At 36.0% G+C, this 14,848-nt stretch carries 14 protein-coding genes; 8 read left to right on the plus strand and 6 right to left on the minus strand.

The window, feature by feature from the left end; genetic code table 11:
- Positions 1-3: 3 nt before the first annotated feature.
- The 3 genes from tsaE to ACLHG9_RS12215 all read left to right on the plus strand — a co-directional run bounded on the left by tsaE (position 4) and on the right by ACLHG9_RS12215 (position 2,386).
- Entirely contained in the window at positions 4-420 is a 417-nt protein-coding gene (gene tsaE / locus ACLHG9_RS12205; protein WP_410221781.1) for a tRNA (adenosine(37)-N6)-threonylcarbamoyltransferase complex ATPase subunit type 1 TsaE, read from the plus strand.
- Positions 421-484: 64 nt separating this feature from the next.
- A complete protein-coding gene (locus ACLHG9_RS12210; RefSeq protein ID WP_410221782.1) occupies positions 485-1,711 on the plus strand; it encodes an alanine dehydrogenase in 1,227 nt (408 codons plus the stop codon).
- Positions 1,712-1,714: 3 nt separating this feature from the next.
- The gene (locus tag ACLHG9_RS12215; protein ID WP_410221783.1) at positions 1,715-2,386 is read left to right on the plus strand and encodes a M15 family metallopeptidase; all 672 of its coding nucleotides are present in this window, start codon (positions 1,715-1,717) and stop codon (positions 2,384-2,386) included.
- Between the two features lie 10 nt (positions 2,387-2,396).
- Here the strand turns inward: ACLHG9_RS12215 and ACLHG9_RS12220 are convergent, their stop codons facing one another.
- Genes ACLHG9_RS12220 through ACLHG9_RS12240 form a run of 5 tightly spaced genes read right to left on the minus strand, consistent with a single transcriptional unit; the run spans position 2,397 to position 7,153 of the window.
- Positions 2,397-2,906: a SixA phosphatase family protein gene (locus ACLHG9_RS12220; RefSeq protein WP_410221784.1), complete on the minus strand. Its 510-nt coding sequence runs from the start codon at positions 2,904-2,906 to the stop codon at positions 2,397-2,399.
- A 4-nt stretch (positions 2,907-2,910) separates the two neighbouring features.
- Positions 2,911-3,963 carry an aminotransferase class I/II-fold pyridoxal phosphate-dependent enzyme gene (locus ACLHG9_RS12225; RefSeq protein ID WP_410221785.1) on the minus strand — a complete coding sequence of 351 codons (1,053 nt, stop codon included), beginning with the start codon at positions 3,961-3,963 and terminating at the stop codon, positions 2,911-2,913.
- On the minus strand, positions 3,963-5,006 hold the full coding sequence (locus ACLHG9_RS12230; RefSeq protein ID WP_410221786.1) for a glycosyl hydrolase family 18 protein: 1,044 nt from the start codon (positions 5,004-5,006) through the stop codon (positions 3,963-3,965). Before ACLHG9_RS12230 ends, ACLHG9_RS12225 begins: the two co-directional genes overlap by 1 nt.
- A gap of 2 nt (positions 5,007-5,008) precedes the next feature.
- Entirely contained in the window at positions 5,009-5,812 is an 804-nt protein-coding gene (locus tag ACLHG9_RS12235; RefSeq protein WP_410221787.1) for an alpha/beta hydrolase, read from the minus strand.
- Positions 5,813-5,824: 12 nt separating this feature from the next.
- Positions 5,825-7,153 (minus strand): D-alanyl-D-alanine carboxypeptidase/D-alanyl-D-alanine-endopeptidase, encoded by a 1,329-nt coding sequence (locus tag ACLHG9_RS12240; protein ID WP_410221788.1) that lies wholly within the window; start codon positions 7,151-7,153, stop codon positions 5,825-5,827.
- A gap of 53 nt (positions 7,154-7,206) precedes the next feature.
- On the opposite strand from ACLHG9_RS12240, the gene ACLHG9_RS12245 reads away from it, so the two are divergent.
- From ACLHG9_RS12245 to ACLHG9_RS12260, 4 genes are all read left to right on the plus strand, one after another.
- The gene (locus ACLHG9_RS12245; RefSeq protein WP_410221789.1) at positions 7,207-8,451 is read left to right on the plus strand and encodes an aspartyl protease family protein; all 1,245 of its coding nucleotides are present in this window, start codon (positions 7,207-7,209) and stop codon (positions 8,449-8,451) included.
- 3 nt (positions 8,452-8,454) lie between these two features.
- Complete coding sequence (locus ACLHG9_RS12250) at positions 8,455-9,330, plus strand: phosphodiester glycosidase family protein (protein ID WP_410221790.1); 876 nt, start codon at positions 8,455-8,457, stop codon at positions 9,328-9,330.
- 33 nt (positions 9,331-9,363) lie between these two features.
- A complete protein-coding gene (locus tag ACLHG9_RS12255; RefSeq protein ID WP_410221791.1) occupies positions 9,364-10,323 on the plus strand; it encodes a hypothetical protein in 960 nt (319 codons plus the stop codon).
- Positions 10,324-10,418: 95 nt separating this feature from the next.
- Positions 10,419-10,610, plus strand: coding sequence for a cold-shock protein (locus tag ACLHG9_RS12260; protein WP_243359170.1), 192 nt, complete (start codon positions 10,419-10,421; stop codon positions 10,608-10,610).
- 40 nt (positions 10,611-10,650) lie between these two features.
- On the opposite strand, the gene ACLHG9_RS12265 is transcribed toward ACLHG9_RS12260, so the two are convergent.
- Positions 10,651-11,439 (minus strand): glycerophosphodiester phosphodiesterase, encoded by a 789-nt coding sequence (locus tag ACLHG9_RS12265; protein ID WP_410221792.1) that lies wholly within the window; start codon positions 11,437-11,439, stop codon positions 10,651-10,653.
- 93 nt (positions 11,440-11,532) lie between these two features.
- Between ACLHG9_RS12265 and ACLHG9_RS12270 the strand changes: the two genes are divergently transcribed.
- Positions 11,533-14,844, plus strand: a complete 3,312-nt coding sequence (locus tag ACLHG9_RS12270) for a hypothetical protein (protein WP_410221793.1) — start codon at positions 11,533-11,535, stop codon at positions 14,842-14,844.
- Positions 14,845-14,848 lie beyond the last annotated feature (4 nt).

The following is a 14,848-nucleotide window of genomic DNA, read 5'->3' on the forward strand; positions in this document are numbered from 1 at the left end:
AAGATGATTATTGAAATAAATAGTGAAGATCAGCTCAGAGAGGTTGCGAAAAGCTTACTCAAATTTACACAGGGACAAAAATTTATTGTGTTTGAAGGTGACATGGCCGCCGGAAAAACCACTTTTATTAAAGCTTTTTGTAAAGAGTTAGGGTCTGAAGATGTTATTAATAGCCCTACGTTTTCAATCGTAAATGAATATGACAGCTCTCACGGCATTATCTTTCACTTTGATTTTTATCGCCTTAAAAACATACAGGAAGCTTATGATATCGGTTATGAAGAATATTTTTACAGCAATCTATATTGTCTGGTAGAATGGCCCCAAAAGGTAGAAGAACTGTTGCCAGACCATTATATAAAGGTTAAAATAGAGGTTTCCGGATCTTCTGGGCGCAGATTTGAATTCATACGATTTTAAATTATTAATCCCGTTTACCCATCTTTTTTTGCTAACTTTATAATATTATAACCAGCTAATACTCATGGCGTCAGGATTAAAAGATGTTATAGCCAGCATTGCGCAAAGAGGACTAATTCAAACGCAGGAAGCTTTACTAAAAACGGATAAAAAAAATAACAGCCTACATATTGGTATTCCTAAAGAAACTTCTTTTCAGGAGGCCAGAATTGCGCTTACTCCTTTATCTGTTGCTTTATTGATTAATAACGGACATAAAGTCATTATTGAAGCAGGAGCAGGTGATGGCGCTAATTTTTCTGATAAAGATTACAGCGAACAAGGTGCTCAGATTTCTTATAACAAAAAGGATATTTGGGCAGCAGATATTATTGTTAAAGTTGCTCCGCCCTGTATAGAAGAAATAGAGCTCATGCACAAAGGGCAAACCCTTATTTCTTCTTTGCAATTTGGCATGTTAAAAGAACCCGTATTAAAAGCTCTTTTAGAAAAAAAGATCAATGGCCTTTGCTTTGAATATCTGCGTGATGAAGGGAATGTTTTAAGTGTGGTACGGGCAATGGGCGAGATAGTAGGTGCAGCATCCATCTTCATTGCAGCTGAGTATTTAAGTAGTGTACATGATGGAAAAGGCCTGATGTTAGGCGGATTCACCGGCGTTCCACCAACAGAAATTGTAATCTTAGGCGCAGGTACCGTGGGCGAATATGCTGCAAGAACCGCCCTGTCTTTAGGTGCAGAAGTAAAAGTATTTGACAGTTCGATCTTTAAATTACGGCGGTTACAAAATAATTTAGGAAGTCGTGTTTTTACTTCGGTAATGCAACCCATTGTTTTAGAAAAAGCCATTACAACCTGCGATGTTGTTATTGGTGCGATCCGTTCTGAGCATGGCCGTAGCCCCTGTGTGGTTACAGAAGAAACGGTAAGTAAAATGAAACCTTTTTCGGTTGTGGTAGATGTAAGCATTGACCAGGGTGGCTGTTTCGAGACTTCAAGAGTAACCAATCATAAAGACCCGGTTTTTATTAAATATGGCGTAACGCATTATGGTGTCCCCAACATTGCTTCAAGGGTGCCAAGAACCGCTTCATATGCTTTAACAAATATTTTTGCACCAATATTAGTTGATATTGGTGAAATGGGCGGGCTTATGAATATGATCTGGAATAAACCCGGGATAAGAGAAGGTTTATATTGTTACAGAGGTCATTTAACCAATAAAGATCTGGCCAATCTGTTTAATCTTCCGTATAAAGATTTAGACCTTCTTGTCCTTTCTAACCAATAAACTATGAAACTGATCTTATCTCTTCTTTTTTTCTGTATCACTACTTTGGGCCATGCACAAAATCCTTACGGCTTAGAGGTCATTAGCAATTATAATGCATACAAAAAAAGTATCATCCAAAACCCAGATAATGAGCTTATAGAAATAAAAAAAGCCATTCCTTCTGTTGTTCTCGACATCAGATATGCTACAACCAATAACTTTATGCACCAGATTATGTACAAACAGGCCAGGGCATTTGCCCGTAAACCCGTTGTAGAAAAACTAAAAGTTATACAGGCCCGGCTAAAAAAAGACGGTTATGGGTTAAAAATTTTTGATGGCTACAGGCCTTATGCCGTTACGGTTTCTTTTTATGAAAAAGCCACAGATAAAGCATTTGTTGCTAATCCAAATAAAGGCTCAAAACATAACAGAGGTTGTGCATTAGATTTAACACTTATTGACCTTAAAACGGGTAAAGATATCCCTATGCCCACACCTTATGACAGTTTTGAAGATGCCGCATCTCCTACTTATGCCAATTTACCAGCTAACATTATTAAAAACCGCGATTACCTGATAAAAATCATGCATGACAACGGTTTTAAGGTCGTTAACAATGAGTGGTGGCATTTTGATTTTAACGGATGGCAGAATTACAGTCTGATGGATATTCCTTTTGGAGCTTTATAGCCCAATTTGCTTAATTATCTCCGTATTTACTTATTTCTACATCGGTTTTATTTGCTTTAACCAATAGAGTAAAAAGATAGCTGTATTCCTCATCTTTGATTTCTTCAATAGGAGCTTTGCCTCCAAAAGCTTTAATCAATGGCAAAATGGTATTGGAGTGACCTACAATCAGGACTTTTTTCCCGTCGCTATACTTTCTGATTCTTTGTACCAAAAGTTCGGGCTTAGCAGGATCATAAGTATTTATAACCAAACCTATTCTGTCTGCCAAAGGAAAAGCTGTAAACTTGGTTCTTTTATAAGGCGTAGAAAAAATAGAGTCAATCCCTTTACCCCTTAATTCTTTCATTAAAGCCTCTGCCCTTATTTTTCCTTTTTCAGATAGATCCGGGTCTTTATCTATAGCATTACCGATGTCTTTTTCGGCATGTCTTACGATCCATATTTTAACAGATTTTTGTGCTTTAAGGTTTAAACTTAAGGTAACTGAGAGGAAAAGGAGTAAAATTAATTTTCTCATGTCATTAGCATTTTAAAGCTGATTTTAATTGTTCTATTTGTTGTTTTGAATGCCAGCTGCAAACAATAATCCTGTTTATAACGGGGCTGCTTGCGGTTGGATAGGGAAACGACGAAACCAATATATTATTTTTAAGCAGTTTTTTCTCCATATCTTCTCCTTTATATAAGAAAACCGGAAAATCCTTTGCAAAATGCCATTTATCTGTTTCAAGGCCTGAAGAGAATTCTTTATTTAGCAACATTAAATGCTCATAAGACTGCTTATAAATGCCTTCTGCTTGCATAAAGGCATATAACCCCGCAGCAGATGAAGGAGAAGCGCCTATAAATTCATCTGTCTGTTTTAATGCTTTAATTAGCTGCTGAGGACCTAAAACCAATCCTGCATCAACACCTAAAGCTTTAGCCATTGAGGCTACAAGCAAAACTTTAACATGATTTGTTTGAGGTACAGATTTCAATACGCAACTTCCTTCATTTAATACTCCTATACCATGCGAATCGTCAACAATTAAAATCACTTCTTTACCAGGATCAATTTTACCAATAAACGAGAAATCGTAAATCTCTGGCCATAGGTTGTTAATGGAATTACTTACCAGAACCCATTTTTGTTGCTTGCTTTGGTTAATTTCTCCCAGCAGATTTTCTGCCCACTGGGCAAAGGTTCCCTTAATTTCCGGATCACCCTTTGTCCACAGAGAAGGATGTGTATCTGGGGCATACCTTAGCGTTCCCCAATCTGCAAAATGAGTTACCGTTAGCTTTGCGGCTAGATACCCACTTGATGAAACTAAAGCGTCTTCTGCACCGTATTTCAATGCTGTAAAGGCTTCAAATTCGTTATAAATACCAAGTTGTACGTTATTACCCCTGCTGGTTCCGTTATTAAGCCCATATTTTTTTATCCCTTCTATAAAAAGTTTTATGAAAGAGGTATTCTGCGGTATTCCTAGATAGGCCGTACCGCCAAAATAAAGATAGTTTTTACCCTCTATTTTTATAGATGGCGCTAAAGCTCTGTTAAGATTTTTAAATTGGTGTTCAATGTTCATTAGTATTTCCGTCCTAACTGATCATTTGCTGCTTTAATTAAAGAGTTGGCATTGTTAGAATCATTGGCAAACTCCCAGAACATAATGCCGTTTGCCTGTTCTTTTGCCAACTGTGTTTTCAATTTAATGGTGTTTATGCCATTAAACCAGTAATCTACCCCCGCAAGCGTTACTTTATCCTGGGTTATATCTAAGCCCGCTGTTTCAAATTCTCTGTAAGCTTTAGAGCTTCCGGCTGCATTTTTACCATATAAAGGCATGCCCAATACTGCTTTACTTCTTGGTAATCCTTTTGTATTAAGCCATATATCTGTGCTATAAACACTCATTTTATAACTTGCGTGCTGATTAGGATCATCTTTATCCCAAGTCTGGCCATCGTACTGCATAATATTAAAAAAGTCAATATACGGATAAACCTCTGGTTTAATACCATCTCGTATCCCCCCTGTATACACAGCAGGCGTTACGGCAGCACTTAAAAATTTACCTGTTTTATGTAGCTCCGTTGATAATTCTCTCATCAATAAGGTATAATTATCAGCAGATTCAACACCTGCAGATGTAGAAGGATACTCCCAATCCATATCTACACCATCAAGATTGTTTCGTTTAGCAAAATCTACAATAGCTGTTACAAATTTTGTACGGGCAGTGGAAGATTTTGCAATATTTTCAAAAACGGTTTTAGCTCCTGAAACCGATATTCCGAATTTTATTTTATTAGCTTTGGCATTTGCCGAAACCGTACCAAAACGCACAGATTGAGATAAAGCTTTTAATGAACCATCTGCAGCATCTGCAGGCTCTAAAAAAGCATAAAACAGGTGTGTAATCATTTTGTACTTACTTGGGTCAATTGTTGCCGGATCTCGATAACTAGGCATATATGCCACAATCTTGAAACTGTTGTCTTCTATAAAGGGGGTTGGGGTTACCTCTATGGATTTAGGGACATCTGTTTCTGGCAAAGGATCCGATTTCTTACAAGATGTTACAAAAAAAATAAGAGCGCCTACTACGGTTAAAATTCTTTTATACATTTTTATTTAGTAAGCTGCGAAGTAAAAAATTCAAATTGCTGTTTAATAGATTTAGACCAATAAGCCCTGTTGTGCTTTCCGGGTTGTGAAATATAGGTGGCGTTGAGCTTCAGTTCATCGCATTTTTGCTTAAGATCATTATTGGATTTATAGAACATGTCTTCATTTCCACAATCGAAAATTATAGGTTTGGGATTTCCTTTCAGCAATTGAATATTATCTATTACAGAGTATTTTTTCCACAGATCATTTTCTGCGTGCTCCTCACCCAGTAATGCCGCTATGCCATATTTCCCAAAACTATCTAATAAGCGCACGCCGCCACTTGTACTGCCCGCTCCGCTAAACAATTCTGGTCTTTTGATAAAAAAGTAAAGCGCACCGTGTCCGCCCATGCTTAACCCGCTGATAAAGATATTACGTGTATCTACTTTGTATTTTTTCATAATATCCGGATAAAGTTCATCAAAGAAAAAACTTTCATATTGCCCATCTTTCTTAACCGGACTGTTGATATACCAGCTATTGTTTAAACCATCCGGGCATACAATCGTAAAACCATATTCATCCGCGTATTTTTGTGCATTCATAATGGAATTCCATTGTTTATAGGTACCTCCGTAGCCATGCAACAGAAAAATAACAGGTGTTTTTACTTGCTTAGGATTATTCTTTGGTGTAAATACCCAAACGGTATCGGGCTTAGAGAGATTCTTACTTTGATAAACTAACTGATCTTGAGCAGAGGCCAAAAAGCTTCCTGATATAAATAAAGAGAAAAAGAGCAGTTTTTTAATGGTTTTCATATTTAAGCAATACTAAAAATTATCGTGTATATAGGTAACTATTCGTACCATTTCATTTCTAACTTCAGAGGTAGGCATTACAAAGTTGTTGTTCATAAATGAAAATAAAAACAACTTCCCCTTTTTCGTAATAATATAGCCACTTTGATTATGGTTGTTACTTAATGTCCCGGTTTTACCAAAAACAAAAGGATGATCAGTTTTTGGATATGCATTTCTAAGGGTTCCGGCTTTACCTCCTGCCGGAAGCATATTAAATAATTTCTGTTGATTATTTTCCTCCTGATATATTTTCTCAAGAAGCTTTATGATATCTCTCGGAGTAAAAAGGTTTCCTCTCGATAATCCTGAACCATCTACCCAACTAATTTTTTGAGGTAGGTCGTTAAGGTATTTTTCTTCAATGTACTTAATTACTTTTTTTGCGTTAAGCTCTAATCCTAGCTTATCAGCATAGGTTAATAACAATTGTTCTGCCACGAAATTATCTGAGGGCAGCATCATACGCTTTAATATCGTGTCGGTTTTCAAGTTGTAAATGGTCTTTGCATTGGCCGGCATTTTTTCATCGATTACTTCTATTTGTTTTTTCAACGTATCTGCAAGTAAATTAACCGTAAGACCTAAACTTACTTTATAAGGAATTTCCTGGCTAAAATTATTTGGAATGGCTACGTTTGGTGTAGTAAAATGATTTTGCAGAAAATCTCTTTTAACATTAAAGCTCCCCTGTGTTTTTGGGCTGTCGATACTTACACATGAAGAAAACAACCGAGGAGAAACCTGAATACCTCTTTTTTTATTTGAAGCTATGGTTACAAGATTGTCCATGAGAGGCAACTCGTTAATTTCTGCTTGATAATAATCATTATAATCATCCCATTGCCAACCGTTACCATAAAAATCGCCAGTATATCTGCCCGGCGCATAAAAAAGCTTTTTATTGGTATTTTTTAAAAAGTTAAAAGCTTTTGTTCCTTTTAAGCTGGTATGCAAAAAAGATGGGTCGCCCGTTCCCCAGAAAATCAACGAATCTCCTCTTTCTACATAACGTAGTGAAGGAATAGAATCAGGAGCCACTTTTAAAGCTGCATAAAAAGTAAACAATTTGGTGTTTGATGCCGGAGTAAAGTACCGATCTCCGTTATGCTCAAAAATCATTTCTTTATTGGCCAGATCATATAGCGCAAAACCGTAAAGATATTTATCTGTAACCTTAGAGTTTTTAAATTCGTTCTTAACCTTTTTTGCTATAATCTGATTAGTTTTACAAGCGGTGAAGCTTAGGGCAAATAGTAAAACAGCAGCTATTTTAGCCAGCCACAAATACTTTTTAAACATGTATTTTGATTTAGTTGTGTTTATTATGGCTTCGAATTTATTAATTTAGTTTTATGAAGTTTCACAAAAAGAACAATTGTGTTAATTTTTTTTGTTTTTGCGGCATCGTTCTTTTATTGATAACTTCTGTTTTCAAAAGAGCTCAGGCTCAGTATTTTCAGTTTCCAGAGCACCGAAAAAGACAAACCCTCTCGTTTGAATTAGTAAAAAACATTGCCATCATTAAACTTTACATTAACGACAAGGGTCCTTTTAATTTTATTTTAGATACCGGTGTTGATCCCATGGTTGTTACAGATCCTTCACTAAAAGAAAGTTTAAAAGCAAACAACACCCGCAAAATAATGATAACGGGTTATGACAATACCAATACCGTTGAGGCTTATGTTACACATGAGTTACCCGTAAAAATAGGCGATGCAGAAGCTTTAAACTCGCCTGTCGTTTTTCTTAAAGAAGATGTTTTTAACCTTTCGGGCTATTTAGGTAAAAAGATATCTGGCTTAATTGGTTATAATTTTTTCAGCAGCTTTATAGTTAAAATAAATTACATTAACAGAACGCTCACTTTTTATTCCCCAAAGAAAAGGGTTAATCCAAAAGGCGATAAAATTCCGTTTGAATTTATCAACCGCAAGCCTCACATTACTGCACAAGTTCGTTTTAACCAAAGCAACTACCCTGTTAAGCTGATTGTAGATTGTGGCGCCAGTCATTCTTTATCCTTAGAAACCTTTAATAATCAATCTTTTGCTGTACCTTCTCCAAATATTGATGCTAACCTGGGTGTTGGTTTAACTGGGGTAATTAGCGGTAAGAAAGCCCGGATCGATGGGTTAAAAATAGGGCGTTTCGACTTTAGTAATATCATATCAAATTTCCCTGAACTTATCCCTGATAGTGTTAAAAAAATAGCCCGTAATGGCAATTTAGGTGCAGAAGTATTGAATCGATTTAACGTTACTTTTGATTATCCCAACCAGATCATGTACCTGAAAAAAAACAGTCGGTATACAGAGCCCTTTGAAGATGACATGATGGGTATTGAAATTTATATGGAAGAGGGCCCGCCATCACGTTACCTAATTACAAGAGTAGATGAAGGATCTGTGGCTCAGAAAGCGGGTATATTGCCTAACGATGAAATCATTGCACTAAACTTTAAACCTATAGATAGTTATACCGTAGATGAAATAGCTAATTTGTTCAAAGCCCGTGATGGCAATGCTATTTTAATGGAATGCTGGCGAAAAGATCAAAGAATTATTAAGTTAATCCGATTAAAAAAAAGAATATAACCCATGTTTAAACAATTTATTTGCATAACCGCCTTTTTAGCGCTTTTCTCTTCATCATTTGCACAACAAGCCGATTCTGTTGTTTTTGTAAACGCCCACTGGAACAAAAAGAAAGTTTCTAAGCGTACACACCTTCTTACTCATCATTTTAATGAAAAGAATCTGTTCGCTGCAAACCAGAATATTTCTTACCTCGAGGTAAAAAACAGAGGAGAAAAACCATTTATTACCTTTGGTTTTGATCCCCGCACACTTAAAGAAACACGAACTTTCGCAGATGAAAATAACGCTTTTGCAGCCATTAACGGTACTTTTTTCGATATTAAAAACGGTGGCTCTGTAGATTATTTACGTGTTAACGGCCAAACCATAAACGAAAACCAGTTGGGAAAAGGGGGCAGCAGGGCTCTTCACCAAAGAGCAGCTATTGTAATTGATCGTAACAAATTGCAGATCAAAAAATGGGACGGCAGTCCTGATTGGGAAAAAAACCTGGGAGAAAGTAATGTAATGTTAAGCGGTCCTTTACTCATCATAAATAACCAAAAGGAAACCTTAGATACAGTTGCTTTCAATAAACTGCGTCATCCACGCACAGCAATTGGCATAAAACCCAACGGCAATCTGTTATTTTTAACGGTAGATGGCCGAAATGAGAATTCTGATGGAATGAGCTTATTTGAATTAAGTAAAATCATGAGCTGGCTGGGCTGTACCAGCGCTATTAATTTAGATGGTGGTGGCTCTACTACACTTTGGGTAAGAGGTCAAAATGAAAATGGCATAGTCAATTATCCTTCGGATAATAAAAAATGGGATCATAATGGTCAACGTAAAGTAGCTAACGTAATTTTATTAAAAACATCTCCTAAACAATAATATATTTGCGGCCAAATCGTTTCCGGTGGCATTATGAAAGTTCATTTTAAACTCTTTTCTATATACAGCCTACTTATTTTCAGTGGCACATTTCTTTTTTCATGTGGTGGTTCTGAACAGCAAAATTCTTCAGATAAAAAGCAGAAACCAGATAAAGAACTTACTTTTAGAGAGATAAACGGTATTCGTTATTATGAAGTGAAACGACGCTTTAGCAATGGCTTGTCTTTTAACAAAGATGGCTTTATGCAGATTCCAACCTGGATTATAGAATACAAGCATCCAGATACGATGTTAGCTTATAGTCCTGAGAAAAAGGGTATGGAAGCATTTTACCTGCATTTTGACCATGGAAGGGTATATAATTTTGCACGAGAATATTTCAGACTCAGAAAGGTTACCAAAGACAGCATTGTATTACAGCGCTTAGAAGTAAAAGCCAGAATGATAGAGGGTGGAGAGGTTTCTGATGTTATCTCAACTTATTATACGATGGATTATATCCAGAACGTGCTTAAAACAACTGTAGGAGAATTGCAACGCCCTACAAAAGCAGATACAGCATATATCACATCACTTTCAGAAAGAACATATCGAAATCCGGGAAATCCTGATACCGCATTTGCTGCAACAGAACCTGTAATATTTAAACCTAAGAGTAATTTTGTTACTGCCGCAAAGATCAATGAGAGAGATACCATGAATAACCGGCAATCTTATGCTTATATGTATCCCGAATATCGGTTAGAAATAAAAAGAGCTTACAGAGATTTTAATTATAGGTTTTCTGTGGTGGTTGATGTAAAAGGAAATCTTTATGTAAACCGGGTTGAAGGCGTAATGCCAGATGATATGCCTGCCAGAAAAAAATTATTGCAGGGTATTACCGATGTTTACCTTAAAAACTTGTTTACTGTCATTCCGGGCAAAACTTTGGGCATTCCTCATTCAAGCGAAGTAACCATAAATTTAAAGGGCATTTTTTCACAGTAGCGTGTCATAAAAAATATTTTTTCAATGTATTTTCTTCTTTTTGCTTTTTTAGAATTTTAAATCCGTACATTGCACCTTATTTAAAATTAATTCTAATGCAAGAAGGAACAGTAAAATTCTTTAATGTTACAAAAGGCTTCGGATTTATCATTCCTACAAACGGAGGTCCTGAAGTTTTTGTACACTCAACAGGCCTTATTGACGAAATTCGTGAAAACGATAAGGTACAATTTGATGTTGAGCAAGGTAGAAAAGGCTTAAATGCCGTTAATGTGAAAGTAATCTAATTATTATCATATATTTTTTTTACCAAAAAAGGCGATGTTTTTATTCATCGCCTTTTTTATGCTTAAGCCTCTCGAATAAGAGCTCTGGCTCGTTTGTAGTAATATAATCTATATTTCGCTCTATGAGTTTATCCATATCTTTTGCATCATTTACCGTCCATGCATTGGTACTCAAACCTATCTCGGCCGCCCTTTCTATCCAATTATTTTTATTTAAGGCTGTGTAATGGTAGTCGAAACCAGAAAGCCCATCCCTTTTTAACTGATCAGGATCTATATTGGCCTCTAAATATGAAACCTTAGCCCCTTTTTCATGAGCCACCAAATATTGACAGATATGGTAGCTGAAACTAATATATTCTATCCATTCCTGAGCTTTTAATTCATGTACAATTTGCAACACTTTTTGCGTAAGCAAAATTTCCAGGTCTTTATTTTTCTGAGGCTTGATCTCTAATATGAGCTTTGTAGATTTTTGAGATAAAGCCGCTTTGATATAAGATTCCAACGTGGGGATATACTCTCCGTTACTCAATTGTTTCGCTCTCAACTGCTGATAAGTTGACGTTGCTATAGGCAATCCCATAAAATCAGGATCATGATTAACAACGGGAATACTGTCTGATGTGAGCTGTACATCAAATTCAGAACCATAACAATTTAACTTTATGGCTTCCTGCAATGATGCAATTGAGTTTTGAGGTAAATTTTTAGCTTTCCATGCTCCTCTGTGCGCAATAACCTTATTCATATTCAAGATACTATGATTTTGTGCCATTATTTTTGTGCTGAATACCAACACCATAAAAACTAATCTGATTAAATTCATTTTATTTAAAATTACAAATTCAGCAACATTTAATGGTATTTGCGTTATAAATGCACCTACATTTTTTTAACTTTAGTTTTCGTTATACCTAATATGGGCAGTAATTACGATTTATTGATCGAAAAGATAAACGAATTTATCCGTAAATTCTACCTCAACAAGCTTTTGAGAGGCAGTATATACGCAGCTGCAACCATATTAGCTTTATATCTTATCCTTTTTGTTTGGGTTTATTACAGTTATCCTGGAACCACTGCAAAAACCATTTCTTTTTTTGCTTTTATAGGTATAGCTCTCGCAGCTGTTTTTTTCTGGATTATTAAACCAGCTCTATCCTATTTTAATTTAGGGCGGATCATTAGCTTTGAGGAGGCCGCTAATTTAATTGGTAATCATTTTTTTAATGTTAAAGATAGGTTATTAAATACACTGCAGCTGCACGAGCTGGTAAAAACATCTTCGCAGAATACAGATCTTATTCTTGCGGGTATAGATCAGAAGATTAGCGAATTAAAGCCTATACCCTTTGCGCAGGCTGTAAACATAAGCGACAACAGAAAATACCTTAAAATTCTATTTATTCCTTTAGGTATCATCTTACTTATTGCTATTATAGCCCCTGCTATCTTAAAAGAAGGCACCCATGGCTTTATTCGTTATAATCAAGAAATATTGCCTAAAGCTCCTTTTGAGTTTGCTTTGGAAAATAAATCTCTTATGGTTACCCAAGGAGACGATATTACCTTGAAATTAAAATTGAAAGGCGATCATTTTCCTCAGGATATTTATATAGAAGATGGCAGCAATTCTTACAAGTTAGATAAAGAGAACATCAGTACTTTTTCTTATACATTTAAAAACTTACAGCAGAGTAAGCACTTATTTTTTAATGGTGGAGGCTTCAGATCAAACACTTATTTTATCGAGGTAAAACCCAGACCAAGCCTGTTAAACCTAAGTGCCGATTTGGTATTTCCTGTCTATCTGAACCGCGAAAACGAACACATTTCCAATGCCGGGGATCTGTTGGTACCTGAAGGCACAAAAATAACGTGGATACTCAAAACGGAGAACAGCGATAACATTGACTTTACCTTACAAAAGCGAAAAGAAATTATTGCCGTGAAAGACAATATTGCGCAATTTAATGCGATCCTAAGGTATAATGCCGATTACAGCATAACTCCGCTTAATGGATTTGTTGCAAATCGTGATACTTTGAAACACCAGATCAATGTGATTGATGACCAGTATCCCGCAATCACCGTTACTGAAACACCCGATAGTTTAAGTCGTAAAGCACTTTATTTTAGTGGGAATATTTCCGATGATTATGGTTTTTCTTCACTCAGATTTAAGTTTATCCTTAAGGAAAAGAACTGGAAGATAAATGAAACTTCAACAATAATCCCTATTAAAAATAAGCAGACTGAAAATAGCTTTTTCTTTTTGTGGAATCTCAGAAATATGGAGCTGAAACCCGGCCAACAAATCGAATATTTTTTTGAAGTAGCAGATAATGATGGCGTAAATGGCCCTAAAAAGACCAGGTCGGAGGTTAAGATTTACCAGGAACCTACACAGCAACAAGTGGCCGAGCAGATTGCAGAAAACAGTAACACACTCAAACAAAAAGTAGAACAGACCATAAAACTGGCCAAGACCATAGAAAAGGAAAGCAAAAAGTTAAGTGAAAATCTACTTCAAAAAAAGACGCTCAACTTTGAAGACAAAAAAGCGATAGAGCAACTACTCGAAAAGCAGAAACAACTTGATCAATCTATCAAAGATATTAAAGAACAAAACCAGAAGAACTCTTTTCAGAAAGAAGAGAACAATGCCCTGAACGATGAGCTAAAAGAAAAACAAAAGAAAATAGATGACCTGTTCAACAACGTTCTGGATGAAAAAACCCGTGATCTGCTTAAGAAGTTACAACAGCTCATGGACCAGAATAACAAAGACCAAACGCGTAATGAACTGTCTAAAATGCAGATGGACAACAAATCGTTAAAGAATGAACTAAATCGTATTTTAGAATTGTACAAACAACTTGAATTTGAACAAAACCTGCAAAATAAAATAGACCGACTTAATGATCTTTCTCAGCAACAAAACGAGTTAAGCAAAGAAAGTAAGGACAAAAATTCGCCGTTAAATAACCTTAAGGAAAAGCAGGAACAGCTTAACAAAGAATTTAACGACCTGAAAAAAGAGCTTAAACAGCTTGATGAGAAAAATCAAAGCTTAGATCGTCCCAATAGCTTTAAAAATCCTGATAAAGAAACTGCTGAAATTGAGAAAAACCAACGAGAAAGCAGTGACCAGCTTAATCAGAATAACAAGCAAAAAGCCTCTGACAAACAACAGAAAGCAGCTCAGCAAATGCAAGATTTAGCCCAACAAATGCAAGAACAACAACAAGCAGGTGCAGAGCAAGAAAATAAAGTAAACGCTCAGGAGCTCAGAAAAATTTTAGAAAATTTGCTAAATACTTCTTTTGAGCAAGAGAAAGTGATGTTGGCCTTAAGAAAAATGGCTTCAACAGATCCTGGCTATGTAGCACAAGCGCAGCAGCAGAGTCTCATTAAAGATAACATGAAAACAATTGCCGATAGTTTACATACACTTGCTAAAAGAGTTCCACAAATAGAAAGTACAGTTAACGATGAGGTAGAAAAGATCAATTTCAATATGGCTAAGGCTTTAGAACTTTTAGGCGACAGAAGAACACCTGAAGCTAATCGTTCGCAACAGTTTGCCATGACTTCCATTAATAACCTTGCTTTAATGCTAAATGAGGCGCTTGAACAACTTCAAAATGCGATGAAGAACTCTAAAGGCGGTAAGGGTAAAGGACAGCAAAGCCTACAGGAACTACAAAAAATGCAGGAACAACTTAACAAGAACATGCAAAATGCCAAGGAAAAAATGCAAAATGAAGGCAATAAAGGAACTGTACCTAAAGGACAAATGAGCCAAGAATTTGCAAAGATGGCACAACAGCAGCAGATGATAAGAGAAGCCTTAGAGAAACTTAACCGCGAAGAAAACAAAGACGGGAAAAACGGATTGGGAAATCTTGACCAAACTGTACAAGAAATGAAGAAAACCGAGAATGACTTGGTAAATAAGCGTATATCAGACGAGACCATGAACCGGCAACGAAATCTAATGGTTAAATTACTGGAAGCAGAAAAAGCACAGAGAGAACAAGATGAAAGCTCTAAAAGAGAAAGCAAGTTGGGAAAAGAATTTCCGCCACAATACAAGCAGATGCTAGATAAATTCAATAAGCAACAGCTTATAGAAACAGAATTATTGCAAAAACTTCCCCCTAACCTTAATTATTATTACAAAATAAAAGTGGCCGAATATTTCAAATTACTAAATTCGCCCCGTTAATCAT

It is taken from the genome of Pedobacter sp. (assembly GCF_046462515.1).
Taxonomy (GTDB): domain Bacteria; phylum Bacteroidota; class Bacteroidia; order Sphingobacteriales; family Sphingobacteriaceae; genus Pedobacter.